The following is a 26,373-nucleotide window of genomic DNA, read 5'->3' as shown; positions in this document are numbered from 1 at the left end:
ATTGGTCGCGCGCAAATCCGAAAAGCAAGGAACATTTTTCTTTGGTGTCCGCCGAGGCTCTGCGAGGCGGTGGCGGGGCTGATTCATTCGTCCAGTTTCCGCTCGAAAAAGGTTCGCGCAAAGTGTATAATTACAGCACCAGTAGTAACTTGTTCGGAATTAAGAATATGGAGCGATTTTGCGGAAGCCAAAATCGCGCTTTGATTTTCGCCAAAACCCTTTCCGCCTACGGCGGAAGCCGTGAAATCCCATAATTCCCCTAAGCCGTATGGAAACAACTCAAACCAAAACTAAATGCGTTCTCTATGCTCGCAAGAGCACCGAGGAAGATGACCAGCAGATAATGTCCATTGAGGCACAGCTTTTTGAATTACGCGAATATGCGAGCAGAGAACGCATTGAAATCGTAAAAGTATTTACGGAAGCGAAAAGCGCAAAGAAGCCCGGGCGAGACGGTTTTGCCAAAATGATTGAGTATATTGAAAAATCTCCAGAACCTTTGGGAATATTATCTTGGCACCCCGACCGTCTCGCCCGTAATTCTGTTGATGGCGGTAAAATTATCTATCTCGTAGACATCAACAGAATTGCTTCTTTACGCTTTCCGCAGTTTTGGTTTGAGCCAACTCCGCAAGGGAAATTCATGTTGCAAGTGGCGTTCGGGCAGAGCAAATATTTTTCTGACAACTTGGTTGAAAATGTAAAGCGTGGTATCCGCCAAAAAATCCGCCGTGGCGAATGGCTAACGCTCGCTCCATTTGGCTATGTGAACAATTTGAAAACGAAAAATATTGAACCTGACAAAGTGAAATCTCGTATCATCAAGCGAGCGTTTGAGGAATACGCCACGGGAACATATACGCTCAAGTCGTTAGCGGATTTTTTGGCGGATCACGGCGTTGTCCAGAAAAAAGGAACGCCACTTGCCAAAGTTTCCGTTGTGAAAATGTTGACCAACAGAGCATATCTCGGTTTCATCAAACATCGCGGAGAATGGCACAGCGGAAACTTTGAGCCAATTCTTTTCCCGACACTGTTTGAAGCAGTCCAAAAGGTGCTCACTTCGCGCAAGAAACCGAGAAAATCGAAAGTTGCGCTTCCGTTCGCGTTCACTGGGTTTGCAAAGTGTGGCGAGTGTGGCTGTGCGATTACGGCGCAACATGCGACCAATCGTTTTGGCACACGCTACACCTACTATCGTTGCACCAAGAAAAATGGAAAGTGCGCACAGCCGTATACGCAAGAAAAAGTTCTCGCCACACAATTGCAAACACTGCTTCAATCAGTGTCGCTTCCTTTTTCTGAAATTGAAGAAATGGACAAGCAGGTTACTGCTTGGGAAAACGAATCAATTTCTGAAAAAGGAAGTGTTGCCAAAAATTTGAAAGAGAAGATTCGAGCAAACGAAGAAAAACTGAATAAGCTCGTTTCAGTTTTTCTTGACGGCGATATTGAACGAGAAATGTATCTCGCGCGCAAAGACCTGCTCATGCGTGAAAAAGCGGGTTTGCTCGAATCAGAAACAAATTTTGGGCAACAGAGAAAGAATTGGGTCGAACCCTTGCGGAGTTTCGTTTTGTCCTTGAAACAAGCGGCCGATTTAGAAAAAACTTCCAATCATCTAGAATGGAAGAAGTTTTTTCAGAAAATCGGCTCTAACCCTGAAATCAAGGACAAAACGGTTTCCATACGCTGGGGGGAATTATGGGATTTCACGGCTTCCGCCGTAGGCGGAAAGGGTTTTGGCGAAAATCAAAGCGCGATTTTGGCTTCCGCAAAATCGCTCCATATTCTTAATTCCGAACAAGTTACTACTGGTGCCGGAGAGAGGACTCGAACCTCCACGGGGTTGCCCCCACTAGGTCCTAAACCTAGCGTGTATACCAATTTCACCACTCCGGCCAATAAAATCATTCCTCACTAAAATACCAGACTATCTTAGCCTGCCATATTGTAACAATTTAGCCAAGGGGTTTATAATAATTATAATTAAACCTTAATTTTAATCCTATGGAGGGTAGGACCAAATTAATTATTTTAAGCGTTTTGTTTAGTAGTGCCCTAACGCTTTTTTTATTTGCTAAAACTAGCCAAGCAGCCACTAACTACCTGGTAATAAACCAAGTACAAACAACTGGGGGCGAAGGTAAAACCACCAATGATTTTGTAGAATTATTTAATCCCACTAACCAGGATATTGATTTACAAGGTTATCGCCTAATAAAAAGAACCGCTAACGGCACAACTGATACTACCATAAAATCCTGGACCGAAAGCTCCATTGTTAAAGCCCAAGGTTTTTATTTATGGGCCAGCTCCAGTTTTACCGACATAACTATTGTGCCAGATATTACCACCAGCCAAACTATTGCCGATAATAACGGCATAGCTCTAAGACAAGGCGCCAATGATACTGGCCAAATTATCGATAGTTTGGCTTGGGGAATAATTAATAATGGTTTAGCAGAAACAACTGCTTTTGCTACTAACCCAACAACTAATCAATCTATCCTGCGCAAACAAGATTCTTTAGGTAATCGCCAAGATACTAATGACAACGCCAGTGATTTTATTTTAGCCAATGCTCAGCCTCATAATTCACTCAGCCCTATTGAAACCCCTGCCCCACCAACACCTATAAATCCGCCGCCGGTCATAATTTACCAACCTACTCCCACACCAACCGTACTGCCAGGTGAAGTGGTTATAAATGAATTAGTCAGTGATCCTACCGAAGGCTCAGACGAATGGGTAGAAATTTATAACCGTACCAATCGAACAATTGATTTATCTTTATTTTCTCTAAGCGATGGTGGTAATAGCAAAACTTATTTAAGCGGCTCCTTGGGTACTAATGATAGTAGTCGTTTTTATGTTATTCGTTCTCCCAAAGGCAATCTTAATAATAGTGGCGATACCCTGCTACTGCGTTACCAAGAGACAATTATTGACCAAATAAGCTACGGCGCTTGGGACGATGGCAATATTACCAACAATGCCCCAGCTATTATTAAACCTTACAGTTTGGGCCGGCTACCCGACGGCTTGGATAGTGATAATGATAAAAGTGATTTTATAAAAATGGAACCTAGTTACGGGCTACCTAACAAACCCCTTTTAATTGAATTAGGTAATAACGAAACAACACTGGAACCATCTAAAAATACTGTTCAGTTTAATGAACTTTACCCCAATCCACCGCTGGATGATTTAACTGAATTTATAGAACTATTTAATCCGACTGACCAATCTATTAACCTAGACAATTGGCTTTTAGAAGATAATATTTTTTCTTACACTATTAACCAACAATCCTTAGTTTCCACTATTATTAAATCTCAAGACTTTTTACTACTACCACGAACAACTACCGGTTTAATTTTAGATAACATTGGAACAGAAAAAATAACCTTAACCTCACCAGATAAACTAATAAAAATTTCTGTGAGTTATCAAGGTCCAGCTAAAGAGGGGGCCAGTTATGCCCGACAAAACGACGGCTCTTGGATATGGACAACCAAACCAACACCCGGACAAACTAATATAATAAACAAAATTAACCTGCCGCCAATCCTAGCCTGGGACATACCCAAAACCGGCCTTATTAGTGAAATACTAGTATTTGACGCTTCCGACAGTTGCGACCCAGAAAAAGACAACTTAAATTTTAAATGGGACTTCGGCGACGGCTTAACCAGCAGTTTAACTACGCCTTCACATGCTTATATTGAATCTAAAAAATATACAGTCAAACTAACTATTACCGACGAATCGGGATTAAAATCCGAACAAATACAAACCATAAATATAACAACTAACCCCGTGCCCAAAGTAGCCGGTCTAACTAGCGGGCCTATTTTGCTAACAGAAATAATGCCCAACCCTAAAGGTAATGATAGTGAAGAGTGGCTAGAATTGTATAACCCCAACTCCACCACAGCCAGCGCGGCTGGCTGGCAAATAATTAATAATTCCCAAATTATAAACCTGCCCGACCTATCTATAGAGCCTAATAATTATTTAGTCATAGACAAAACAATATTAAAAAGTAACTTACTAAATAAGGGTGGCAAATTAGTCCTCAAAAACAATCAAGAAACAACTTCCTCTTTAAACTACGGGCCAGCTAAAGAGGGTTTGGCTTATGCTTTAATAAATAATAAATGGCTATGGACTAATTTTCCTACCCCCGGGGAAGACAATCTACTAATAACAGAAAATGAAGAAGAAACAATTGAAACTATATCCTTAACAGATGTAAAAAATATAGAAACTAATACTAAAGTAAAACTACAAGGTTTGGTGGCTGCTGCACCTGGACAAATCAGTAAAAATATAATGTTTCTGCAAGGATCGGGATTGCAAGTCACTTGGTCCGACAACGTAATAATACCCAATATAAAAACTGGTGATACGATTGAATTACAAGGCAAAATCTCCCGTAGCGAAACCTACGGCACCAGATTATTAATTTATAAAAATGATCCCCTAAAAATTATAGCCAACCAACCAGCACCCCAAGCCAAAGAAATAAACTTAAACGACCTAAACGAAGATCTGGAAGGAGAATTTGTAACCCTAACCGGTACAATTAATAAATATAGTGCCAGTCAACTGACCCTTGAACAAAATGAAGATACTCTAGTTGTATTACTAAAAAACAAAAATCTAAAATGGCCAGTTTTTACTTTAGGTAGTCCCATAAAAATAACCGGTTTTGTTGTCCAAACCAAAACCGGCCTTAAATTATGGGCTCGCTCGCCCGAAGATATATTTATAACACCTCCAGAATTAAATCCTTTAGCAGACCAACCAGAAATTAATTTAAGTAAACAAACTAATAACTGGCTAAGTTATTCCTTATTAACAGTAATAATCATCGGCTTGTTAATAAACTTATTCTGGCAAAAATATAAATTACCAAAAATTAGTAAGCTTATTAAACACTTATTTCAAAATAAATAAGGCCAACCATTATTGCTGGCTGGCCTAAATAAATATTTTTTAATTAGCTAAGTCGTATAAAACATCAAAAGCTTGTTTAGGGCAAGTTATTAAGGGTATGCCATAATCACAAGCTAATTGTCTTATAGTTTCGCCATCGGTTCTCTCTGATGGCGAGTCATATTCGTTTTTTTCAAAATTACCACTTGGTATATTTATAATTAAACTAACTAATTTACTTTTAATGACGTCCTGAATTTTTATTGTTTCTAAAAATTCTTCATCGTCATTTTGACTAAATTTAGCAACCACTATCATCCCTTTAGTTCCACCTTCGTTAAAATATTTTTTTGTTCCTTGAGTAGCGTAGATGGAACGATTATTTTTTTGAATAACCACATGTAATAGTGGTCTAAGTGCTACTTTAGCTTCCTCTGATAAACTTATCAGGATGTTATTCACTTCCTGCTTTTTAATTTTACTCATTTTATCCTCCCTAGGGATTTTTGTTAAAGAAATTTTATTTTAAAAAATTCCCACCGCTTGGAAACGGTGGGAATTAAATAGAGAAATCTAAAAATATTTGGTTAGCCAATTTAAAATCGGCTTCTATTTTATTTTTTACTCTATAACGAACTTTCATACTGGTACATATATTAATACTAATAAAACCAAAGTCAAGACTCTAACCAAAACACCCTAAAAAACAATGTTCTTAAGGTGCCTTATTTGCTTGTTGGTGGGCGAGGAGGGACTCGGCTTCGCCTCTTGTCGTGCCGTCGCACTCCTCGGGCTAACCACCGCCTCGCGGTGCGGTCTGCTGACCTACACATCGCTCCGGCGTTCGAGTCCTTAAGCAAGTCAAAAATTGACTTGCTAGATATTCACCAAAAATAAAAACTCGTACTCAAGGGTACGAGATATTTTATTTGGTGGGCGAGGAGGGACTCGAACCCTCAAGGCCTGTACGGCCAACAGATTTTAAGTCTGTCGTGTATACCAGTTCCACCACTCGCCCCTAAAGATTAACAAAAAAATCATAGCATCGAGTTTTACTTATGGCAAGAGGAAAATAAATTAAGGTGCCTGTATTTTTTACAAGCACCTTAAGGTTTTGAATTATTTTAAAAAGATTGTATGCTCCCGGTCTGGACCAATTGATAACAGTAAAACCGGAACATTTAAATATTCTTCGATAAAAAAAATATAATCTTTTAAATTTTGGTGTAATTCTCCATTCTGATAAATTGATGACCAACCTGGAAGCTCATGATAAACAGGCATAACCGATGATAAGGTTAACAAATCGGTTGGATAATTATCTAACCCTAGGTAGCCAGTACAAACCTTAATTGTTTTATATCCAGATAAAATATCAGCCTTAACCAAGGTTAAAAAATTGGCACCATTAATCATCTTTGAATACTTAAGCTGAAACAAATCCAACCAACCAGGACGACGCGGTCTACCTGTAGTAGCGCCGAACTCATTGCCTAACCGCCTTAACTTCTCTGCTTCATCGTTAAACAATTCAGTTGGGAATGGGCCGTTGCCTACCCGGGTCGTGTAACATTTAGATATCATTACAACATCCTTAACATACCTGGCTGGTAAGCCTGTTCCGGTTAAACAACCACCAATAGTACAATTGCTGGAAGTTACAAAGGGGTAAGTTCCAAAATCAATATCCAGCATGGCTCCTTGGGCTCCTTCAATAAGAATACTCTTACTTTCGGTATATTTTTTATGTAGCAAGGCCACTGTATCGGCTACAAAAGGAACTATTGAATTAAATACATTTTTTGCAAACTCATCAACTTCAACTTCTGTGTCAATCGGCTGACCATTTAAAGTCAATTCTCGATTAGTATAGTTAGCGTGTTTGCAAAGATCCTCAAGAAACTTGCCATAAAAACCCATCATTGAATCAAACCTAACTCCCTTACGAGCCATTTTTGATTCATAAGTCGGACCAATAGCCTTGTTAGTCGTGCCTATGAAGTTGTCTCGTGATTTTTCCAAACTTATTAACCACGGACAAATCATATGGGCTTGTTTAGAAATAAATAATCTTCCAGCAACACTTATGCCTAAACTTTCCAGATCGGCAATTTCTTTAAGCAGGGTTATAGGATTTACCACTACCCCGTTACCAATAACGCAAATTTTATCCGGCCACATAATACCGGAGGGTATTATGTGTAATACAATTGTCTTACCTTTGCCTTCGTCGCCCCATTGAGCTCCCAAAGCCACATCTACACAACCTGCCATAACTTACTCCTTCATTTTGTTAAGGAATTTGTTTATTTTTGAATTATTTTCCAGTATTTTTTCGCCTCTACCTTACAATCCTGGATAAATTAAGTCAAATAATAAAACCCGGTCCTCCATTACCGGGTTAATTTAAAGTTAAATTATTTTAATCAATTTTATTAGGATAATTTTCGATTATTTTTTCAACAACCACCCAATCGTTTTTAGGTTTCCAAATTACATTGCCTTTCTGCACATCTTCAGCAACATAAGAATCAGTTTGTTCGTATTCAGGGTAAGGACGCCGCAATAAAGTAAGTACTGGGTATTCTTTATTATTCCAGGTAAATACAGTATCAACAAAGGGCGAACGATTCATTATGGAAGCTAAGGCTATAACTTCACCACCAACAGAAATAACTTGGTCAATCGCCTTTCCGGTAGTAGAAAAGTTATTTTGTAAGTCTTCTACCAAAACAATTTTATCGCCTGGAATAATGTCATGTCTGTTAAAAACTAACTTAGATTTTTCCCTTTCTGTTTCCGTTTTCACCGCCGTAACTACTTTTTCCAAATAAATATAACGGCCGCTGTGACCTGGCTGACTGGACAAAGCCATAGCAAACGATTTACCGCCTTCAGGCAAACCAATAAAAACCGAAGCAGATGATAAAAGCAAATCCTTTTCTTCGTCAGAAGACATTGCCAAAGCCCAGTAGTTAATAATATCCACATATTCTTCAGCCTTGGCAAAGTTAGCATAAATATCACCAACATATTGTTTGCCTTCGGTATAAGTTCCAGCATAACCAACCAATGGACCAAGCCGCTTACCAGATTCGTCCTTAGGGCAGATGTATAATCCACCGCAAGCATCTAAAACACCTAAAGGGTTATTAGAAAATTTACGAATTAATTCGTAAATTTCTTGCCTAGTTAACTTTTTCATACTACCCCCGCCGAATATTTACTATTCAACGCATAAGCAATTTCCATCTGCAACTCATTAAAAGCTTTTAATTTATCTTCTGCTTTTGTTACCTGACGACCAACAACCAAATCAGTAGCGCCATTCAACACGGCATTACCTGGCGTATCCACCTGCTGTTGATCGTTATGATCAGCACCGACAGATCTTGTACCAGGAACAATAAAACGCAAACCTTGAAGATCAGGGTTAGAAGATAAACCGCCAACTTGCTTAGCTGAGCAAATAATTCCTTGTAAACCAACCTCCTTCGCTATTAAAGCCCTCACCAATACCGCCTCGGCAATAGTTAAGCCGTACAAGTTTTTGAATTCTTCTTCTTTTAAAGAAGTTAAAACGGTGACGCCAAAAATTTCCGGTGGGCCAAACTTTAAGGCATTTTCCAACATATCCTTACCGCCATCAATATGTACGGTTAACATATCGGCACCGGCATCCCTAACTACTGTCGCACGTTCCGCTATAGTATCAGGTGTATCCTTAAGTTTTAAATCCACCCAAACTTTTTTTATACCCGCTCTTTTTAGGGTATCAACAACCGAAGACCCGATATCATCCCACAAACTATGAATTTTTACCGCATCTGCTTGAGTAGCCAGCGATTCCCCTAGTTGCATTGCTTTTAACAGCTTCATGCCTTTTAAATCAAGAATCATTCTTGGCCAAAATGTCTTTTCCATGACTTACTCCATTATTAATTATGATGAATAGTTATTTAAGTGTAACTATAAAAAATTTTAAAAAACTCTGTTTATTTTCGCCCCAACCTTATAATAAAATTTATCCAAAGTCAACAAAACCGGCTAAAAAGCCGGTTTTAAAACATACTTATTAAAATAGGCTTAACTTAAGCCACCCAAAAAAGCTCCAACCACATAAGCTACGCTAGCCGCCAAAGCACCAACCATTAACATTTCCAAACCCGACAACCACCATTTCTTTTCGGTTAACAAAGCTCGTAAACTGCCAACTATAAATAAAGCCAAGCCAGTAAAAATAATTGCCCAAACAAAAGATGAATAAACTGGCAAATTAAAAATGTAAGGCAACAAAGGAATGACGCCGGCTACCACAAAAGCCACAAAAGTAACCCCAGCTGTAGCTAAGGGTTTAACTTTTTCCTCATTAGGCAAAAGACCTAGTTCATGTACCAGCATTTCTTTAGCCCATAATTTTTTATCAGCTGTAATAGCCTTAACAACCTCTTCCAAAACCTGACCACTTAAACCCTTGGCTTGATAAATTTCTCTTATTTCTTTTTTTTCTTCTTCGGGTAAATGTTCTATTTCCCACTCTTCTTTTTTTAATTCCGAAGTTACATACTCACGATTGGACTTTTCACTAAGATAATTACCACTAGACATAGAAAAACCATCAGCCAATAAATTAGCCGCACCCAATATTAAAACAATACTGGCTGATAAATCCGCTCCAGCCACACCAGCCACCACAGCAAAAGTGGTAATTATGCCATCATTAGCCCCATAAACAAAATCCCGCAAATAACTACCCGCTAACAAATTGTGCCAGTCCTTTTCGTCCGTGCCATCATGATGCATTTTCCTAATCCGTTTTATTTTATCAACTAATAATTCTTTATGTTCCATATAATAATTGTACATCAAATAATAATTAATAAAAAACTAAAGAACTTCACTTTAAAGTGAAGTTCTTTAGTTTGGAGCGGGAGACGGGATTCGCACCCGCGACCTCTTCCTTGGCAAGGAAGCATTCTACTGCTGAACTACTCCCGCACGCTCCGTTTAAAATTAATAGCGCTACTTAAATTACCCTCGCAACTTTTTTGCACTGCTTAAGCGCTGACTTAGTATAGCAAAAATATGACTATCGTCAAATCCTAAAATCTCTAAATATTTTACTTTAGAACCCTGCCCGCGCTTAATAATTACATCCGTTTTAGGTACTTTTAACACCCGGGATAATGTCTCACACAGCTCGGCATTGGCTTTACCGTCAGCTGGCGGTGCCGCTAGCTTAATGTGCAAAATATCTCCTTCCATTTTTACCAAACCTGGCCGATGTGAATTAGCTATAACTTTAACTTTTAAAAGCATAAATTAAATCTTTAAAATTATCTTAGTTAAATCTTTTGCTGCTTGCGTTAAATTTACTGTTCCATTTTTACCTATCAAAACCATATCTTCTATCCTTACCCCACCCCAACCCGGCAAATAAATACCCGGCTCCAAGGTTATAACCATACCATATTTTAAAATATCTAAGCTACCCGGCTTTAAACTTGGCCATTCATGTATCACTGTTCCCAAACCATGGCCTAAACCATGGTTAAAACTGTTTGCACCAAATCTTTTAACTATAAAACGTCTGGCCTGGCTATCTATTTTATCAGCTTGCCTTAAACCTTTTTTTAAAACTGCTAAAGATAACTCCTGAGCCTTAAGCACTGTTTGATAAACTTCTTTTTGCTTAGCAGTCGGCTGACCAAATATATAAGTACGGGTCATATCTGAACAATAACTCTTTACCGTAGCGCCAAAATCTAACATTACCAAATTACCTAACTTTAATTTAGTTCTACCAGGCACATGATGAATATTGGCCGTATTTTTCCCAAAAGCCACAATTGGCTCAAAAGCCAAAGATTTAATCTGATAATATTTCATCCGGCCAACTATAAATTTAGCCAAATTAACTTCTGTTAAATCAACTTTTAATTTATTAACCGCTTCTGTCAAAACTTTTTCACTAATCCTTTGCGCTTTAATAATATTATTTATTTCTACCTTAGTTTTAACAGCTTTTAATTCCTGAATAATAGGTAATTGATATTTCATAAACTTATAATAACAGTTCAAACAAAAAAATATAGGGTGCTGACTGGCACCCTATTTATTAAACTTCTTTTAAAAAATCTTTTTGGTTTTTCCCAGCCAACAAATAACTACCATCTATTTTAGAAACTGGCACACTGCTCAAATCTAAAATTTGGACAGATTTGATTAAATCTTGGTCTTGAGAAACAACTTGGCGCGCTGATTGTAAATCATTATTATTCTCCACAACCAATAGTCCTTTAACCGTAACTTGTAAATCTGGATTTTTAGCTTTCATTAATTTTTCAAAACGCGGACCACTACCAACATCTCCAGTTGGTGAATCGCCTAAAATAATTAAACGATCATAAGGAATATTTAAGCCTTTATTTTTTAAAGTTTCCATTAAATACTCCATCTTATATTCTTTAAGGCCTGGCACATCCGTATCACTGGCACTATCAATAAAGTGCTCAGACAAACCAGTATACTTCAAAACTGCATTAAGAAACTTCTTAGGGTTAGCCGACATGGCCATCATAGGAACACCCAACCTTTTATACATAGCGGCCAAATGATAAATCGGGCCAATTTTTCCTTCATTAAAAGAATCGGCATCTGCTTGATACATTTTTTCAACAACTTCGGCTGCCACATTATCAAATGTTTCTAACATTTTGTTAGCCTGTTCATACAATGAATTACCAGGTTGATCAATATATTCTCCCTCTTTGCCCGAACCTAATATCTCCCGACTATAAACATCAGAATCCTTATACTGTTCTTGGCCTAATTCATAAATACGGTGCATTCTATCCAACTCCCGCCACATTGTGCCCAATCTAAATCCAGCTAAATGAACCCTGGTAACTTCCTCTAAACCTTCCTTATCTACTGCTTTTGGCCACAAAGTTTTTCTAATTTCCTTATAACAAGGCTCCAAATGTACAAAAGTTTTATCAATATCACAAAAAGCAATTAATTTAGGTTTGCCGTCGGGTAATAAATTTATTTTAAAAATCTCCCGACTACCGTCTGGTTTTTCCAAATTAGATTCAACTTCAATAAAAGTTTTTTCTTTTTCTTTATTAAGTTCCATTGTTTCCCTCATATTTTTTATAATTATTTTTCCTATCTTTATAACTTATCTAATCTTCACTGTCAAACTTACTACCTATTAAGAATATCCTTATTAAAATTATCTCGGCCGTAGTCAATAAATCTTTTTAAAAACTCGTAATGATCTAATACAGTTTTTTGGCGATATTTATCAACACTATAAATTACATTCCATCTGTTAAACTCCACAACAAAAGATAAAAAACGAGCCTTTATTAAATCATATAAAAAATCAAGCTCCTCCGTCGACAAATAATTGAAACTCCTATATTTTTCCAAAAATAATTTCGCCTGACAAGGATTCCAGTTATAACAAAAAGATGTTAAATGAAGACTAACGGCCACATTTTGAATATAAGGACTAAAAGCCATATCAGAAAAATCTATAATTGCCTGTAATTTACCGTTATTCACTAACCAATTATGGGGAACAATGTCGTTATGTATTAAACCTGTTGGCAAATTAATAAATCTGTTTCGATATTTTTTAAAATCATCCAATATAGTAGTAAAAACATCCTTATCAAAGTCCTCTGGTAAATATTTCAAATATTCTTTAAGTATAAACGTATTTTTTAAATCCCATTCATAATTCTGGCGAGTTTTACTTCCGTCAACAAAATTCTTTAAAAGTAAATCCATTCTACCGGCCTGCTCGGCCACCGACACAACTAAATCATCTGCTAAAATTTTTTCGCTCATATTATCCCCCGATATATAATCCATCACCACTGAATATTTATCAGCAACCACTGTTTCTAATTTATTTTTAGAATTATTTATGATATACGGCGTTTTTAATCCTGCTTTAGAACAATAATCCATTACCCCCAATTCAAATAATATGTTTTCCGGAACAATACCAATTCCTTCAAAAATCTTAACCACAAATTTACCATTATCGGTTTCTACGTAATAATTGGAATTCTCGTAACCGGAAGTATAAAGAAAAAAATCTTTTATTTTTCCAATTTCTAAATAGTTATCAAGAACGCTCTGTAAAAAATCTTTTTTATATTCTTGGCGCATAATACCTCTAAAGCTTATTCAAAATAACCTTATGGACCTTACCGTTAGTAGCTAATAAATCAATATTGGGTAAGATCCTGCCACCTTGGCCATAAATAGACCAATCTTTATTATTAAAATCAGTTACCCGACCGCCAGCTTCTTTAACCAATAAAATACCAGCCGCCGCGTCCCATGGTTTACAACCAGGAATTACCAAACTCTCCACCCGACCGCCAGCCACCCAAGCCAATTCTACAGCAGCGCTGCCTAATTGCCTCATATCAATACTATTTAATTTAAAATACTTATAAAGCTCCACTGCCTGCTTAACATGTTTACTTTCTGAACCGTGGCAATATGTTAAAAAAGATTTTTTAATATCCCAAGTTCCCGATACCTCTAACCGCCGATTATTCAAAAAAACGCCTTGTCCTTTACTAGCCACATACAATTCCTTTAAATAAGGTACATAAACCACACCAATCAAAGGCCGCTTCTTATAATACAAAGCAATAGATACAGAAAACAAAGGATTGTGTACTCGAAAATTAGTCGTACCATCTAAAGGATCTACCACCCATAAATAATCTGATTTAGTTTTATTTAAACCTGACTCTTCACTTAAGACGGAAAAATCCGGTGTCTGTTTTTTTAAGATCGTTAAAATTATTTTTTCAGCAGCCAAATCCGCTTTCGTAACTATTTCATGCGATTGTTTTAACCGCCAATCAATAATTCCCCTATTAAACTCTTTGACCAAATAATCCCCCGCTTGTTTAGCCGCCTTAACAGCAATATTTTTATAAATCATATTCTTTTTTAATTTTTAATATTCAAAAACCTTTATTACTTTATTGAATTATTTTGTCTACCCTTAATCATTCCTAAAAAAACCTCTATCTCTGAACGTAGTTCTTTTAATAAAATATGCATATCACTTGTAAAAGCTTCTGGTAAAGAGATCATCTCTTTATCTAAATTAGCTAAACTATAGAATAAAACTCCACTGGCCTCACGATCTACTGGTTTAATACTGCCATCATATAAACCAAAATAAGCATGCAGTTTGTTGGCAATTATTATAGTCTCCCCTGAAATAACTCTTTTTAAATTATATATTTTACTATGAGAATGCTTAACTACCGCTATAGTAGATAAATAATCACTTAATAAAACTAAAGTTTTTTTAAAATCATCATCATTTTTTAAAACTATTGAGGGGGTTTGCAATTCCTGAACAGTTTCCACCATAACTGAATAATCGGCTGTATCACCATAGCGAATATGCCCACCAACCGATTTATCTAACAAACCAGCGTTATGATTTTTATCATAAGACCTTTTTTGTAATAGTAATTCACCATGACTGTTAAAAATTAATACGTGAACAATCTCACAGGCTCGAGTAGGCTTGCCTACTTTTTTAAAAACTTCGGTTTGTTCTTTATAAAATTCATCACGCTCCATTGGTATGGAACGTTCCACGTCCTCTAACAAAAATGTACTTAATATTTCGCTCATAATAAATAGTTTAATTATTCTATCTTAGTAAAAGTATAAAACCTCAAACTGGTAAAAGGTATTTTATATTTGTTTTCCATTAACCAACGATTGTCACGCAACTCTACCTCTGTCCAATCTAAACCTATCTTATCCGCCACTAATCTTAAAGACTGCTCATCTTTTCCTTCCAACTCCACCAAGGTTGGCACTAATGGCCAATCTATTAAATCCACTTCCACTCCATCTAATAAAAAACTGTGTCTTTTTTTTTCTTGCTGGCGATAATCAATCAAACCAATAGTCTTAACTAATTCCACGGCTTTATTCCAATCATCCACCACAATTTCCACTTCAATCGTGCCATCGATACTAAATTCCTCTACTTTTTTAAAAGTAAGTTTATTGCCTTTTTTATCCTGCCTTAACCTAACAAATTTCCATTCTTTTGGCCATTTCATTTCTTTATCATAAAAAATTATCTCTTTTATTAACTCTTCACCATTATCAATCGCCCCCACTTCTTTCAGTTTAGCTAATAAAAAATTCTTATCTATTTCAATAAAACGAACTTCGATTTCTCTGTTTTCCATAAAATTAAATTGGCCTATTAAAACCTATATATTTTTTAGCCTCCTCGCCTTCCCAATATTCTACAAACTTAAAACCATGTTCACGGCTATAAAAATAATCAGCGTAAACTTGTAATTTTTCAAACAATTCTCTGTCCAATTGCGGATTCAAATATTTAACAGTTTGTAACATTATTTGCTTTTCTTCGTCTGTCGGATTATTAGCATAATTAAAATGTAAATCAAACTTACCAGATTCTTGTCCACTAACATCCATAGTTGCTCCAACGGGCTGACTTTTATCATCTTCCTTTTTGTAAAAAAATTTATCACCTTGTTCTAAATCCACCATTACCCGGCCGTTATTTATAACCAAACCGCCACTATAATCCGGTTGCCAAGTTTCAAACAATTGAATTGTGTACTTATCAGAACCACCAGACAATCTATCATAATATTCCTTAACCTCTAACCAGGAAGCATTAGGTAAACGACTTATGGTCAATTTGCTGCGTGTTTCATAATCCTTGGGTACACACCTTATAAAATACTGAATGTTATCGCGTTTATTATTTGGCACCGCCTGCTCTATATCCGACCAAGAATCAAATGGTCCATAACTTACTCCTATGGGTAAACCACTATTTTCCAATCTGCTTTTTTTGGTGCCAGCATTTATCAAAACTCTTTCCAGTTCATCTTTATTAACCAAACCTGCTTCAGCAGATTTTTTAGTCCACTCGGTAATATCTGGTTTTCTATTTTCCATAGTCATAATTATTTTCTCCTAAACTTTTTAAGAATAGCTAAATTCCTGGGATCGTCCCCAGCCTCGTTTTTAGGAGTTTCTAATATCATATTAACATTTTTTAAACGTCGGTCCTGTACTAAAGCTTTAAATCCAGCCAAACCTATTTTACCTTTGCCCAAATGTTCGTGCTGATCTTTATGACTATTAAGATCGTGCTTAGAATCATTAATATGAATTATTCTCAACTTATCTAAACCAATAATATGATTAAAAGAGTCTAAAACTTTCTTAACTGATTGCTTAGTGCGTAAATCATAACCCGAAGCAAAAGCATGGCAAGTATCAAAACAAACACCAATAGTCGATTTAACTTTCCGATCTTTTTCTACTTGATGAATAATGGAAGCCACTTCTTCAAAACTGTCGCCAATAACCTTACCAGCACCAGCTGATATTTCAATTAAAAATTCCGTACTCCCCTTATAATCAGTTAACATCTTGGTTAAACCCTTAACCACATATTGCAAGCCTTTTTTATCACTAACATCTTTAAAACTACCCAAATGAGCCATTACATATTTTACCCCCAATAAACTACCACGCTCTAACTCTTGCCTAATTATACTAGCCGAACTATGTCGAATACTAACTTTAGCCGAAGCAAAATTTATGTAATAAGGCGCATGAATATAAGTTTCTAACTGATTATAATTAAGGCAATGTTTTTTGAACGCCTCAACCACTTGAGCCGTTAATTTAGGTGCTGAACCGCCCTGAGGTGAGCGTGAAAAAAACTGAAAAACTTCACAACCCACCTCAGCCGCCCGCTCTGGCGCCTTAGTCACCCCGCCAGCTGCCGAAATGTGAGAACCAAATAACATAAATAAATAGTCTACTAATCTAAAAAGGTATACTACGCTTAGCTATAGTATACCTTAATAAAAAATCACTGTCGCTTAATTTATTATTTTTTAACTAATTTTTCTTTAAGCCAACTTACCACATTTTTATTAGTCAAATTACTACGCAGATAATCTTTATATTCGTCTGTCTGAAAGCGTTCTATAGTTTTAGGATCGTGCTGATGACTTTGTAAAACTTTTTTAAGTTCTTCAGTTACACTGTCATCATCCGCCTCTAACTTTTCCTGCCTAACAAACTGCCTGGTCAACAAGGCTACCTTAACTCGCTTAACAGCTTGCGATTTAAACTCATTAAGCAAGGCTGGCTCATCTTTTTTAATACTAGCCAAATAATCAACCCAATTTAACCCCCGATGCTCCAGGGAATGTTTAAGTTCGTGAACCATTGATTTAGCTTCCCTGTCCACCAACATATCTGGCAACTCACCAAATTCAGTCAGATCGACTAATTTTTCCAACATTTCTCTTTCCAAATTAATTTCCGCTGTTTCAGTTTTTTCGTCTATTATATTCTGTTTTATCTTGTCGATTAATTCTTTTAAAGAAGAAAAATAGCCCAAACCTTTAGCAAAATCATCATTTAATTCCGGTAAAATCCGAGCAAAAACCTGCTTTATTTTTACCTTTACTTCAGCTGGTTTACTAGCTAGGGGCTTATGATAGTCCTTAGGGAAAGTAATAGAAAAATCCTTATCTTCGTTTTGTTTTAGGCCTAATAAATTTTCTTCAAAGCCCGGTACTAATTGACCCTTACCAACAATAACAGAATAATCATTCTGACTACCACCTTCTATAGCCACTTTATCCACCGACACCACAAAATCCATTACCACACGATCGCCGGTTTTAATTCCCTCCACCGAAGCTGCCTCGCTAGCCCGATTATCTCTAATATCCTCCACCACTTTAGTAATTTCTGATTCCGCCACTTGAACAGCTGACCGTTCCAAACTAATTTTTTCCCATTTGCCTAAACTAACCTCCGGCAATTTAACAACTGTTAAACTAAAAACAAACGGCTCAGCTTTTTCTAATTGCAATTCCGGCTGACCAATAACATCCAAATCCTCTTCCGTAACCAACCTAGGATAAAATTCTTTAGCCGCCGCTAATAAAGCCTCCTGCTCAATAGTAGCCTCGCCGACTTTTTGTTTAATAACTTCCAAAGGTACTTTACCCGGTCTAAAACCATCCATCTTATAATTTTGCGAAATAACTCCCATGGCCCGCTGACGCATCCTGGCAGCTTCGGCTTCGGTAAGTTCAAAAGTTATTTTTAATTTACCTCCTTTAATATTTTCTATATTATATTGCATGATAATAAATAATTTAAAAAATAAAAGTGAAGAGTAAGAGTTTAAAAGCAACATCTATTACCCAAACCTCTTACTCCTAACTTAAGTTCAAACTAACTTAAATTAAAAAAGCCACTAACAATAAAGCCACCACATTCAATATTTTAATCATCGGGTTAATAGCCGGACCAGCCGTATCTTTATAAGGATCGCCTACGGTGTCACCAGTCACAGCGGCTTGATAAGCCAAACTTCCTTTACCGCCAAAATTGCCAGCTTCAATATATTTTTTAGCATTATCCCAAGCAGCGCCACCGGTGGTCATAGAAATGGCCACAAATAAACCAGTTACAATGCTGCCAACCAATAAACCACCCAAAGCCTCCGGGCCTAAAATAAAACCAACTAACAAAGGAGTTACCACCGGCATTAAAGCCGGCAAAATCATTTCTTTAAGAGCGCTCTTAGTTACTATATCCACGGCCTTGCCATAATCTGGCATAGCTGTTCCCTCCATAATGCCTGGTATTTCTTTAAATTGACGCCTAACTTCTTCCACTACCTGACCGGCGGCTTTACCAACTGCTTCCATAGAAAAAGCCCCAAACAAATAAGGCAACAAACCGCCAATAAATAAACCCACTAGCACCCGAGGATCATCTAATAAAAAATGAATAGTTACGCCGCGATCAACAAACTCTTGTACATAAGCGGCAAATAAAACTAAAGCGGCCAGGCCGGCTGAACCAATAGCATAACCCTTGGTAACAGCTTTAGTGGTATTACCAACCGCATCTAAAGGATCTGTTATATCCCGAACTTCTTTGGGTAAATCAGACATTTCGGCAATTCCGCCGGCATTGTCAGTAATCGGACCATAAGCATCAATGGTTACAATAATACCGGTTAAAGAAAGCATACTCATGGCCGCTACAGCCACCCCATAAATACCAGCCAAAGCATAAGAAGCCATAATAGCCGCGGCAATTACTATAACCGGCCAAGCTGTCGACTTCATGGAAATAGCCAAACCCCGAATTATATTAGTACCGTGTCCGGTCGTAGAAGCTTCGGCAATGGATTGCACTGGTTTGTATTCAGTGGAAGTATAATATTCTGTAATTAACACCAACAAACCAGTTACCACCAAGCCAACCAAACTAGCCAAATAAATAGCTGTGGTACTGTACAGACCATTACCAGTCATTAAATTTTCGGTCACAAAATAAAAACCAATAATGGCCAATAAACCAGCCACCACTAAACCCTTATAAAGAGCGGCCATTATTTTTTGGCTGGCTGAAAGTTTTATGGCCATAGTACCAAACAAAGAAGCCAGCACGGAAACCGCTCCCAAAGCTAAGGGATACAAAACAGCATTATCAAAATTTTTAAAAACCAAAGAGCCCAACAACATGGCGGCCACGGCTGTCACAGCATAAGATTCATACAAATCAGCGGCCATACCAGCGCAATCACCTACGTTATCACCCACGTTGTCGGCAATCACCGCTGGATTTCTGGGATCATCTTCGGGAATATTACTTTCTACTTTACCAACCAAGTCGGCTCCGACATCAGCAGCTTTGGTATAAATACCACCACCTAAACGAGCAAAAACGGAAATCAAACTACCACCAAAACCTAAACCAATTAAGGCTGATAAATTACCAGCCGATAACCAATAAAATCCTGTCACGCCTAATAAGGCCAAACCAACCACTAACAAACCAGTTACAGCACCGCCATTAACTGCCACAGAAAAAGCTTTAGCTAAACTACTACGAGCGGCTTCGGCAGTACGTACGTTAGCCCGTACTGAAATATTCATACCAATAAATCCAGCGACCGCCGATAAAACTGCTCCCACCAAAAAAGCTAAAGCAGTTGGCCAATTCCAAAACCAACCTAATAAAACAAATAAAACCAAAGCTATCCAAGCTACTGTACGATATTGCCTTTGCAAGTAAGCTTTAGCGCCGGCTTGAATAGCCGCAGCAATAGATTGCATTTTTTCCGAACCAGTCGGCAATTTTAAAACTCGGCTCATTAACCATAAACCATAAGCAATGGTTACAATCGAAGCTACTAGGGCGAATGTTAAATAATTATACATAGTATAAATAATAGCCAATAAATTATAATTGATTACCAGTTGAATCTTCCACCTTATCCGAAGTTGGAGTATTATCTGTTGATTTTAAAGAATCATCAGTCGAGCTATCGGAACTTTCTATCTGCTCTGTTTTACTAGCAGCTTCTTCTGAAACTTCTGGATCCCCAACAACTACTTCACCAGACACACTACCAATAATATCTATCCTCCAACCGGTTAGTTTAACTGCTAAACGTACATTCTGGCCGTTTTTACCAATAGCTAAGGATAATTGATCTTCAGCCACTTCTACTTTGGCACTATGACTTTCCTCATCCAAAATTACCGACTGAACCTTAGCCGGCGACAAAGACGATGAAATAAATTTAATAATATCTTCAGACCATTCTATTATGTCAATCTTCTCGCCACCTAACTGACTAATAATAGTTTGCACACGAATACCGCGCTGACCAACACAAGAACCAATCGGATCAACATTTTCTTCTTCAGTAAAAACAGCTATTTTGGTGCGACCACCAGCCTCTCTGGCTATCGCTTTAATTTCCACAATACTCGAAGCTATTTCTGGCACTTCCTGAATAAATAATTGACGAACAATTTCCGGATGAGTTCTGGAAACAATTACTTCTGGACCACGAGCGGCCGCATTTACTGCCACTAAATATACTTTAAATCGAGCACTAACAGCATAATGTTCCCGAGGAATTTGTTCACTATGAGGCATAACCGCTACGGTGTGTCCCAAATCGACAAAAACAGTTCGCCCTTCCACGCGCTGAATAGTACCAATTAAAACCTGACCTTCCTTATCTTTATATTCAGAAAAGACCACTTCACGCTCCGCTTCTCTTAAACGTTGAATAATAACCTGTTTGGCCGTCTGAGCAGCCATACGACCGTAATCCGCCGGCACTTTTAATTCTGTTTTTATCTCATCGCCAATTTGCCACTGTGAATCTTTTTTCCGAGCTTCTGTTAGTAGTATTTCCTTACGTTCATTAATTGTTTCCTCTCCTTCTTCCGGACCTTCTACCACAGTTTTTACATCAAAAACTTTGGAATCGCCAGTAACTGGATCAAACTCCACTTTTATATTTTCATTCTTTTGGCCAAAATCTTTTCGATAAGCAGCGGCCAACGCCTGCTCGATGGTTTCCACCACAGCTGAGACGGGAATATTTTTTTCCTCGCAAATCTGTTGGATGGCTGCCAAAATTGGAGAATTTTGCATAAATTAATTAATTAACTTTATTTAGAAAGCTAAAAAAACTAGAGTAAAAAATAACTAGGTTGCTTAATAAAGCACCTAGCCTTAATTAAACAATAGTAAAAAACCCAACCTCTTGTCAAGTTTAAATAGTAAAAATTTTTATGTCTTTAACAAAGTTACTAGCTGATAAAACAACTGCCACTACTAATAAACTTACCTGCTGAGGCAGTTGAGGATGGGCCAAAACAAAGGCTTGGGCAGCTAATTTAAGCTTAGCCACTTTTGATTCATCAACCATTATCTCTGGCCTAATTAAAAAAGGCTCTTGTTTGGTTTTAACCTCGACCACAAAAAGTTCCTGACCTTTTTGAACAATTATATCAATCTCACCATAACGACCAGCATGCCAATTACGCGCCAAAACAAAAAAACCTTGGTTTAATAAATAAGAGCAAGCCTCTTCTTCACCTAAGCGGCCGGCCTCCTGCCGCGTTTTTTTCATATTAGGATAAATATTTTAATCTCTGCTGTTCTTGAAAACGTTTAGCTTTTTCTTGAGGAGCTACTTTAACAGCATAAACCAAAATGAACCACAACCAAATCGCCGCCAAAACCAACCATAATAACCACCACCAACGACTACCTAAATAAGGCGTTTGTGTTTGGGTAAAAAACAAAGTTAAAGCTAGTAATACCCCCTCCGTACCCAACAAGGACGAAAGTTTTTTAAGTATTCGTCGCGTGCTAGGCTCGGAGCTAAAACGTTTAAAAAACAAACCAAAAACCAAAGCTACCAACCATAAAAATAAGACCAAAGCTACCAAAGAATAGAGCCCCCAACCACTAAACGGCTCAGCATAAGCTTCTATCCAATAAGATAAAATTAATAAATTATTCATAATTATTTCTTTAAAATAAATCCGTAATGATAAGGGCCTGCCTCAAACTGTTTAACCAACGAAAATCCAGCCACCTTACTTAATTCAACTACTTTTTCTGGAGCAATCCGATTATCAAGCGGTGGTCCAAAAGGAGTTGGTTGCACTTTCCAATCAACCAACAACAAACTACCACCAGTTTTTAATAAACGATTTGTTTCTTTTAAAATAAAATCGTTCTGCCGTGACTGAAAAATTATATTTATTAAACAGGCAAAATCCAAAATAGCCGATTCAATTTTAGTAGCTCCTAATTTTTCCAAATCCGACCAAACTGTTTCGATATTATTCAAATTCTCCAGTTTAGCCTTACCCACTACTCCTTCCAAAGCCGATTTTAATATATCCACCGCATAAACTTTTCCTTGGCTACCAACTAAGCGGGCGGCTGGCAGGGTAAAATAACCCGCGCCACCACAACCTAAATCTCCAAAATTGTGTCCACTACTCAAACCCAGTTCGTCTTTTAATAAACTTTCTGGATTAAGTAGTTTGGAAGTAACTATTTCTGTTCTCATATATTTTTAATTAATAATCACATTATACCAAACTGTCTTTAACTGGTCGATACGTTAAACGATGAATTGAACAAGGGCCTAAAAGCCTAAGCTTTTTAAGATGATCTTTTGTACCATAACCTTTATTCTTAGAAAAATTGTAGTTTGGATATTTTTTGTCATAATTATCCATTACTTTATCCCGATAAACTTTAGCCATAACCGAAGCTAGGGCTATAGACAAAACTTTAGCATCCCCATCAACAAGGCTCTGTACGGGTAAATTTTTAATTTTTTTGGGTAGTTTGGCTATATAATCGGTCAGTAAATAATCTGGTTTAACTTTTAATTTATTTACAGCTTTAAAGACCACCTGATGATTAGACCAGGTTATTCCCTTACTATCTATTTGGCGGCTATTTACCAAACCAATTGACCAAATAATTTGTCGCCGGGCTAACTTAAAAATTTCCTGTCTTTTTTGGGGGTTTAAAATTTTAGAATCTTTAACCCAACTCAACCAGTCTGGAGGATTGGCTAATAAATCTTTAGACAAAATAACCACTGCCGCCACAATTGGCCCGGCCAAAGCGCCCCGACCAGCCTCATCCGCCCCGGCCACCAACTTATAACCTTGGGTGGTTAATTTTTTTTCAATTAGCAAATTCATAACTATCTATTTGACAATATATACCAATCGGGGTAATTTGTTTAATTAAAATCACAAACAAAAAGGACTTTAAAATGATAAAAAATGTAAAAATATTATTACTAACAGGCGGTAAAATACCTAAACTAGGCACCCCACAATCAGCTGGCTATGACGTATATCCAAGGTGTATTGTTTCCTTAAGTGAAATGGATAAACAATCACCTTACTTAAGAAAAAACTTATTCAACTTTAAATCAAGATCGGATAATGAACAAATCAACAAAAACATAATCCAAGAAAACGGTCAGCTAATTTATAACCTTATGCCCAACCAGTCAGTAGTTTTGGGTATAGGTTTTATAACTGAAATGCCGTCAGAAATGTTTTATTACTTACTGCCCCGTTCCGGTGCCACTACAGTAAAAGATACTCTTTTACAAAATGCTATGGTACCAATTGATGCCGACTTTCGGGGCGAGGCTACTGCTAAAATATTAAACATAGGCAATAAACCTTTCATTATAAGCAAGGAAGTTGCCATAGCCCAAGTCGTTTTTCAGAAAAGGCTTGTTCCTCAATTTGTTGAGATTAATAATTATAACGAATTTAGCCAAACCGAAAGATCTTTCCACGGTCTAGGTCATACTGATTTTAAAAATAAAAACTTGAGGAAAAACAATGAAAACAAATAATTTAAATAATGAAAAAATTCAGATAGCTTTTGATTTATTACGAAAATTTGTTGACATAACAATCACAAACAAAAGATATCAGAATCAAATTACAAAAAAAGATGAGTTAATCCATCAAAAAATTTCTATCAACAGTCATCTTAAAAAATTAATAGATGAACACAAATGGAAGGAAATACTAAACAACTCTGATTTTGATGATCTATTAAATTACTTCCAAGACAACAAGCTATACAAAAATTCAGAAGTGATGGAGGTACTACATTATCTCATCAGGGTCTTTCCTGGACAAATTGAGGTTACCTTATGGTAACCTAAAACCCCAAAAGTCTTAAATCAAGATTTTTGGGGTAATTTTATTTAACCTGTCTAGCCAAGACCATAAGACAACTACCATCGGCCACTAAGTTAATATTATAATCCGCGGCTGTTCTTTTAATAGCCTCGTCAAAAGCACCTACTTGACACCATATTTTATCAATCTTTAAATCAACTGCTTGCCTCAATAAAGAATTACCTATTTCCGGTTTAATTACCAACACCAAAACATCGGGTTTAATTTTTAATTCCGACAAATCCTTATAAACTACCATACCCTCCTGTTCATTTTTATAATTTATATCCAAACCGACTGCCTTATATCCTTGGGTTAGTAAATCATTCAAAATAATATAACCATACTTTTGTTTGTCATGAATATTACCGGCCACGACATATAAATAATTTTTATTTAAAAAAGCAGAATACATAAATGAAGGTCCAAATCAAAATCCTAAAAACTAATACCTAAATCCTAAATAAACCCCAATACCCAATTTTAGGAATTTAAAGATTTGGATATTAGGATTTAAGATTTAGAATTTTTTTAATTAATATTTCCCTCTGGCTTCCATAGCCTGCTCCAGTCTTTCCAAGGCCACCACGTAAGCCGCCGTACGCAAATCAATATTTAATTGTTCTGATCTGCGCCAAACCTGTTTAAAAGATTGAACCATAATTGGTTTAAGTTTTTGCAAAACCTCGCCCTCATCCCAATAATATTGCTGCAAATTCTGAACCATTTCAAAATAAGACACTGTTACACCGCCAGCGTTAGCTAAAACATCCGGCACCACTACCACCCCACGTTTATTTAATTTAACATCAGCCTCCGGAGTGGTTGGACCATTGGCCATTTCCAAAATTATTTTAGCTTTAATGCGTCCGACATTTTTAATAGTTATTTGGTTTTCCAAAGCGGCTGGCACCAAAACAGTTACTGGTAATTCCAATAACTTCTCGTTGCTTATAGTTTGAGAATTGGGTAAACCTTTCAAACTGCCATGCTCTTTTTTATATCTTTCCACAGCTGGAACATCTAAACCATTACTATTATAAACAGCGCTACTAGAATCTGACATAGCTACTACTTTAACTTTAGCCTGATAAAGAAGTTGGGCCATAATGCCACCAACATTACCCATACCTTGAACGGCGACTGTGGTTTTTTGCGGCGACAATTTTAATTTGTTAAAAAGTTCCTGCAAAACATAAAGACCACCCTGAGCCGTGGCTGGCGTGCGCCCTTGAGACCCACCCAAAGACAGCGGTTTGCCCGTAACCACCGCTGGCACCTGACGACCAACTTGTTTGCTATATTCATCCATAATCCAACCCATTATTTCCGGTGTCGTATTTACATCTGGCGCTGGTACGTCTTTATCTGGCCCAATAAAAGGCGTTAGTTGCCTGGCTAAACTGCGACTTAATCTTTCCAATTCACCTTTAGATAATTTTTTTGGATCAACTGTAACGCCCCCTTTGGCACCACCCAAAGGAATGTTAACCACTGCACATTTTATAGACATCCAAAAAGCCAAGGCCTTAACTTCATCTAAGTTAGTTTTAGGGTGGAACCTAAGCCCGCCCTTATAAGGACCGCGACTGGATGAGTGTTGTACCCGATAACCATCAAAAACTTTCATAGAACCATCATCCATAGTCACTGGCAAAGACAGTTGAATAAGTTTTTCCGGTTTTTGTAAACGTTCAACAACACTGCTTTGGGTTTTAGAATAAAGCGTTGCTTTTTTTAACTGCTCCAAAGCGTTTTTAAATACAGACATAAGAAA

General features: G+C 37.1%; 27 protein-coding genes, 3 tRNA genes and 2 pseudogenes. 6 read left to right on the top strand and 26 right to left on the bottom strand.

Annotation, left to right across the window (positions count from 1 at the left end; all coding sequences use genetic code 11):
* From KKC17_02815 to KKC17_02805, 3 genes and pseudogenes are all read left to right on the top strand, one after another.
* The coding region (locus tag KKC17_02815; protein ID MBU1039130.1) for a hypothetical protein at positions 1-254 on the top strand (254 nt) is incomplete at its 5' end.
* Positions 255-268: 14 nt separating this feature from the next.
* Positions 269-742, top strand: a pseudogene (locus KKC17_02810) (recombinase family protein).
* 207 nt (positions 743-949) lie between these two features.
* Positions 950-1,255: pseudogene (locus KKC17_02805) on the top strand (recombinase family protein).
* Positions 1,256-1,815: 560 nt separating this feature from the next.
* Here the strand turns inward: KKC17_02805 and KKC17_02800 are convergent.
* Positions 1,816-1,902 (bottom strand) — tRNA-Leu (locus tag KKC17_02800).
* Positions 1,903-2,010: 108 nt separating this feature from the next.
* On the opposite strand from KKC17_02800, the gene KKC17_02795 reads away from it, so the two are divergent.
* Positions 2,011-4,965 carry a lamin tail domain-containing protein gene (locus KKC17_02795; GenBank protein ID MBU1039129.1) on the top strand — a complete coding sequence of 985 codons (2,955 nt, stop codon included), beginning with the start codon at positions 2,011-2,013 and terminating at the stop codon, positions 4,963-4,965.
* A 39-nt stretch (positions 4,966-5,004) separates the two neighbouring features.
* Here KKC17_02795 and KKC17_02790 read toward each other — a convergent pair whose 3' ends face one another.
* The 23 genes from KKC17_02790 to KKC17_02680 all read right to left on the bottom strand — a co-directional run bounded on the left by KKC17_02790 (position 5,005) and on the right by KKC17_02680 (position 23,588).
* Positions 5,005-5,430: a hypothetical protein gene (locus KKC17_02790; GenBank protein MBU1039128.1), complete on the bottom strand. Its 426-nt coding sequence runs from the start codon at positions 5,428-5,430 to the stop codon at positions 5,005-5,007.
* 444 nt (positions 5,431-5,874) lie between these two features.
* Positions 5,875-5,962 (bottom strand) — tRNA-Leu (locus tag KKC17_02785).
* Between the two features lie 101 nt (positions 5,963-6,063).
* Positions 6,064-7,218, bottom strand: coding sequence for an adenylosuccinate synthetase (locus tag KKC17_02780; GenBank protein MBU1039127.1), 1,155 nt, complete (start codon positions 7,216-7,218; stop codon positions 6,064-6,066).
* Positions 7,219-7,366: 148 nt separating this feature from the next.
* Positions 7,367-8,149, bottom strand: coding sequence for a phosphoribosyltransferase (locus KKC17_02775; GenBank protein ID MBU1039126.1), 783 nt, complete (start codon positions 8,147-8,149; stop codon positions 7,367-7,369).
* Positions 8,146-8,868, bottom strand: a complete 723-nt coding sequence (gene pyrF / locus KKC17_02770; GenBank protein MBU1039125.1) for an orotidine-5'-phosphate decarboxylase — start codon at positions 8,866-8,868, stop codon at positions 8,146-8,148. The genes KKC17_02775 and pyrF overlap by 4 nt, the downstream gene beginning before the upstream one ends.
* Before the next feature lie 162 nt (positions 8,869-9,030).
* Positions 9,031-9,747 carry a VIT1/CCC1 transporter family protein gene (locus KKC17_02765; protein MBU1039124.1) on the bottom strand — a complete coding sequence of 239 codons (717 nt, stop codon included), beginning with the start codon at positions 9,745-9,747 and terminating at the stop codon, positions 9,031-9,033.
* A 120-nt stretch (positions 9,748-9,867) separates the two neighbouring features.
* A tRNA-Gly gene (locus KKC17_02760) sits at positions 9,868-9,942 on the bottom strand.
* A gap of 33 nt (positions 9,943-9,975) precedes the next feature.
* Positions 9,976-10,263 (bottom strand): DUF167 domain-containing protein, encoded by a 288-nt coding sequence (locus tag KKC17_02755; GenBank protein MBU1039123.1) that lies wholly within the window; start codon positions 10,261-10,263, stop codon positions 9,976-9,978.
* A 3-nt stretch (positions 10,264-10,266) separates the two neighbouring features.
* Positions 10,267-11,004: a M24 family metallopeptidase gene (locus KKC17_02750; GenBank protein ID MBU1039122.1), complete on the bottom strand. Its 738-nt coding sequence runs from the start codon at positions 11,002-11,004 to the stop codon at positions 10,267-10,269.
* Between the two features lie 58 nt (positions 11,005-11,062).
* Complete coding sequence (locus KKC17_02745; protein MBU1039121.1) at positions 11,063-12,094, bottom strand: hypothetical protein; 1,032 nt, start codon at positions 12,092-12,094, stop codon at positions 11,063-11,065.
* 59 nt (positions 12,095-12,153) lie between these two features.
* Positions 12,154-13,131, bottom strand: coding sequence for a phosphotransferase (locus KKC17_02740; protein MBU1039120.1), 978 nt, complete (start codon positions 13,129-13,131; stop codon positions 12,154-12,156).
* Between the two features lie 7 nt (positions 13,132-13,138).
* On the bottom strand, positions 13,139-13,924 hold the full coding sequence (locus tag KKC17_02735) for an inositol monophosphatase (protein ID MBU1039119.1): 786 nt from the start codon (positions 13,922-13,924) through the stop codon (positions 13,139-13,141).
* Positions 13,925-13,959: 35 nt separating this feature from the next.
* Complete coding sequence (locus KKC17_02730) at positions 13,960-14,634, bottom strand: NUDIX domain-containing protein (GenBank protein MBU1039118.1); 675 nt, start codon at positions 14,632-14,634, stop codon at positions 13,960-13,962.
* A 14-nt stretch (positions 14,635-14,648) separates the two neighbouring features.
* A complete protein-coding gene (locus tag KKC17_02725; protein MBU1039117.1) occupies positions 14,649-15,206 on the bottom strand; it encodes a CYTH domain-containing protein in 558 nt (185 codons plus the stop codon).
* A 4-nt stretch (positions 15,207-15,210) separates the two neighbouring features.
* Positions 15,211-15,960 (bottom strand): hypothetical protein, encoded by a 750-nt coding sequence (locus KKC17_02720; protein MBU1039116.1) that lies wholly within the window; start codon positions 15,958-15,960, stop codon positions 15,211-15,213.
* 2 nt (positions 15,961-15,962) lie between these two features.
* Positions 15,963-16,817 (bottom strand): deoxyribonuclease IV, encoded by an 855-nt coding sequence (locus KKC17_02715; protein ID MBU1039115.1) that lies wholly within the window; start codon positions 16,815-16,817, stop codon positions 15,963-15,965.
* 83 nt (positions 16,818-16,900) lie between these two features.
* The gene (tig, locus tag KKC17_02710) at positions 16,901-18,175 is read right to left on the bottom strand and encodes a trigger factor (GenBank protein ID MBU1039114.1); all 1,275 of its coding nucleotides are present in this window, start codon (positions 18,173-18,175) and stop codon (positions 16,901-16,903) included.
* A 97-nt stretch (positions 18,176-18,272) separates the two neighbouring features.
* Positions 18,273-20,270, bottom strand: coding sequence for a sodium-translocating pyrophosphatase (locus tag KKC17_02705; protein ID MBU1039113.1), 1,998 nt, complete (start codon positions 20,268-20,270; stop codon positions 18,273-18,275).
* Positions 20,271-20,292: 22 nt separating this feature from the next.
* Positions 20,293-21,504 carry a transcription termination factor NusA gene (nusA, locus tag KKC17_02700; GenBank protein ID MBU1039112.1) on the bottom strand — a complete coding sequence of 404 codons (1,212 nt, stop codon included), beginning with the start codon at positions 21,502-21,504 and terminating at the stop codon, positions 20,293-20,295.
* A 121-nt stretch (positions 21,505-21,625) separates the two neighbouring features.
* Positions 21,626-21,985, bottom strand: coding sequence for a YraN family protein (locus KKC17_02695; GenBank protein ID MBU1039111.1), 360 nt, complete (start codon positions 21,983-21,985; stop codon positions 21,626-21,628).
* A gap of 1 nt (position 21,986) precedes the next feature.
* On the bottom strand, positions 21,987-22,382 hold the full coding sequence (locus tag KKC17_02690; protein MBU1039110.1) for a hypothetical protein: 396 nt from the start codon (positions 22,380-22,382) through the stop codon (positions 21,987-21,989).
* 2 nt (positions 22,383-22,384) lie between these two features.
* Positions 22,385-22,939, bottom strand: coding sequence for a class I SAM-dependent methyltransferase (locus tag KKC17_02685; GenBank protein ID MBU1039109.1), 555 nt, complete (start codon positions 22,937-22,939; stop codon positions 22,385-22,387).
* A gap of 22 nt (positions 22,940-22,961) precedes the next feature.
* On the bottom strand, positions 22,962-23,588 hold the full coding sequence (locus KKC17_02680; GenBank protein ID MBU1039108.1) for a ribonuclease HII: 627 nt from the start codon (positions 23,586-23,588) through the stop codon (positions 22,962-22,964).
* Positions 23,589-23,662: 74 nt separating this feature from the next.
* Here KKC17_02680 and KKC17_02675 point away from each other — a divergent pair, with 74 nt between their 5' ends.
* Together KKC17_02675 and KKC17_02670 are read left to right on the top strand one after the other, a co-directional pair.
* Positions 23,663-24,262, top strand: a complete 600-nt coding sequence (locus KKC17_02675) for a hypothetical protein (protein ID MBU1039107.1) — start codon at positions 23,663-23,665, stop codon at positions 24,260-24,262.
* On the top strand, positions 24,249-24,575 hold the full coding sequence (locus KKC17_02670; GenBank protein ID MBU1039106.1) for a hypothetical protein: 327 nt from the start codon (positions 24,249-24,251) through the stop codon (positions 24,573-24,575). Before KKC17_02675 ends, KKC17_02670 begins: the two co-directional genes overlap by 14 nt.
* A 43-nt stretch (positions 24,576-24,618) precedes the next feature.
* On the opposite strand, the gene KKC17_02665 is transcribed toward KKC17_02670, so the two are convergent.
* Both KKC17_02665 and KKC17_02660 read right to left on the bottom strand, forming a co-directional pair.
* On the bottom strand, positions 24,619-25,011 hold the full coding sequence (locus KKC17_02665) for a CoA-binding protein (protein MBU1039105.1): 393 nt from the start codon (positions 25,009-25,011) through the stop codon (positions 24,619-24,621).
* Positions 25,012-25,131: 120 nt separating this feature from the next.
* Positions 25,132-26,367 carry a Glu/Leu/Phe/Val dehydrogenase gene (locus KKC17_02660; GenBank protein MBU1039104.1) on the bottom strand — a complete coding sequence of 412 codons (1,236 nt, stop codon included), beginning with the start codon at positions 26,365-26,367 and terminating at the stop codon, positions 25,132-25,134.
* Between the last annotated feature and the right edge of the window lie 6 nt (positions 26,368-26,373).

The organism is Patescibacteria group bacterium (genome assembly GCA_018817715.1).
In the GTDB taxonomy this organism is placed as follows: domain Bacteria; phylum Patescibacteriota; class Patescibacteriia; order Veblenbacterales; family UBA10138; genus JAHITT01.
The sequence above is the reverse complement of the archived record's forward strand: the minus strand, read 5'-3'. Positions and strand labels throughout refer to the sequence as shown.

Bases quoted from the DNA above. Each gene is read 5' to 3' on its own strand.
- KKC17_02690 (MBU1039110.1), bottom strand. From the start codon at position 22,382: ATGAATAATTTATTAATTTTATCTTATTGGATAGAAGCTTATGCTGAG.
- KKC17_02775 (MBU1039126.1), bottom strand. From the start codon at position 8,149: ATGAAAAAGTTAACTAGGCAAGAAATTTACGAATTAATTCGTAAATTT.
- KKC17_02695 (MBU1039111.1), bottom strand. From the start codon at position 21,985: ATGAAAAAAACGCGGCAGGAGGCCGGCCGCTTAGGTGAAGAAGAGGCT.
- KKC17_02795 (MBU1039129.1), top strand. From the start codon at position 2,011: ATGGAGGGTAGGACCAAATTAATTATTTTAAGCGTTTTGTTTAGTAGT.
- KKC17_02665 (MBU1039105.1), bottom strand. From the start codon at position 25,011: ATGTATTCTGCTTTTTTAAATAAAAATTATTTATATGTCGTGGCCGGT.
- KKC17_02740 (MBU1039120.1), bottom strand. From the start codon at position 13,131: ATGCGCCAAGAATATAAAAAAGATTTTTTACAGAGCGTTCTTGATAAC.
- KKC17_02660 (MBU1039104.1), bottom strand. From the start codon at position 26,367: ATGTCTGTATTTAAAAACGCTTTGGAGCAGTTAAAAAAAGCAACGCTT.
- KKC17_02670 (MBU1039106.1), top strand. From the start codon at position 24,249: ATGAAAACAAATAATTTAAATAATGAAAAAATTCAGATAGCTTTTGAT.
- KKC17_02705 (MBU1039113.1), bottom strand. From the start codon at position 20,270: ATGTATAATTATTTAACATTCGCCCTAGTAGCTTCGATTGTAACCATT.
- KKC17_02675 (MBU1039107.1), top strand. From the start codon at position 23,663: ATGATAAAAAATGTAAAAATATTATTACTAACAGGCGGTAAAATACCT.
- pyrF (MBU1039125.1), bottom strand. From the start codon at position 8,868: ATGGAAAAGACATTTTGGCCAAGAATGATTCTTGATTTAAAAGGCATG.
- KKC17_02680 (MBU1039108.1), bottom strand. From the start codon at position 23,588: ATGAATTTGCTAATTGAAAAAAAATTAACCACCCAAGGTTATAAGTTG.
- tig (MBU1039114.1), bottom strand. From the start codon at position 18,175: ATGCAATATAATATAGAAAATATTAAAGGAGGTAAATTAAAAATAACT.
- KKC17_02755 (MBU1039123.1), bottom strand. From the start codon at position 10,263: ATGCTTTTAAAAGTTAAAGTTATAGCTAATTCACATCGGCCAGGTTTG.
- KKC17_02735 (MBU1039119.1), bottom strand. From the start codon at position 13,924: ATGATTTATAAAAATATTGCTGTTAAGGCGGCTAAACAAGCGGGGGAT.
- KKC17_02720 (MBU1039116.1), bottom strand. From the start codon at position 15,960: ATGACTATGGAAAATAGAAAACCAGATATTACCGAGTGGACTAAAAAA.
- KKC17_02765 (MBU1039124.1), bottom strand. From the start codon at position 9,747: ATGCATCATGATGGCACGGACGAAAAGGACTGGCACAATTTGTTAGCG.
- KKC17_02745 (MBU1039121.1), bottom strand. From the start codon at position 12,094: ATGAGGGAAACAATGGAACTTAATAAAGAAAAAGAAAAAACTTTTATT.
- KKC17_02685 (MBU1039109.1), bottom strand. From the start codon at position 22,939: ATGAGAACAGAAATAGTTACTTCCAAACTACTTAATCCAGAAAGTTTA.
- KKC17_02715 (MBU1039115.1), bottom strand. From the start codon at position 16,817: ATGTTATTTGGTTCTCACATTTCGGCAGCTGGCGGGGTGACTAAGGCG.
- KKC17_02780 (MBU1039127.1), bottom strand. From the start codon at position 7,218: ATGGCAGGTTGTGTAGATGTGGCTTTGGGAGCTCAATGGGGCGACGAA.
- KKC17_02790 (MBU1039128.1), bottom strand. From the start codon at position 5,430: ATGAGTAAAATTAAAAAGCAGGAAGTGAATAACATCCTGATAAGTTTA.
- KKC17_02730 (MBU1039118.1), bottom strand. From the start codon at position 14,634: ATGAGCGAAATATTAAGTACATTTTTGTTAGAGGACGTGGAACGTTCC.
- KKC17_02725 (MBU1039117.1), bottom strand. From the start codon at position 15,206: ATGGAAAACAGAGAAATCGAAGTTCGTTTTATTGAAATAGATAAGAAT.
- nusA (MBU1039112.1), bottom strand. From the start codon at position 21,504: ATGCAAAATTCTCCAATTTTGGCAGCCATCCAACAGATTTGCGAGGAA.
- KKC17_02750 (MBU1039122.1), bottom strand. From the start codon at position 11,004: ATGAAATATCAATTACCTATTATTCAGGAATTAAAAGCTGTTAAAACT.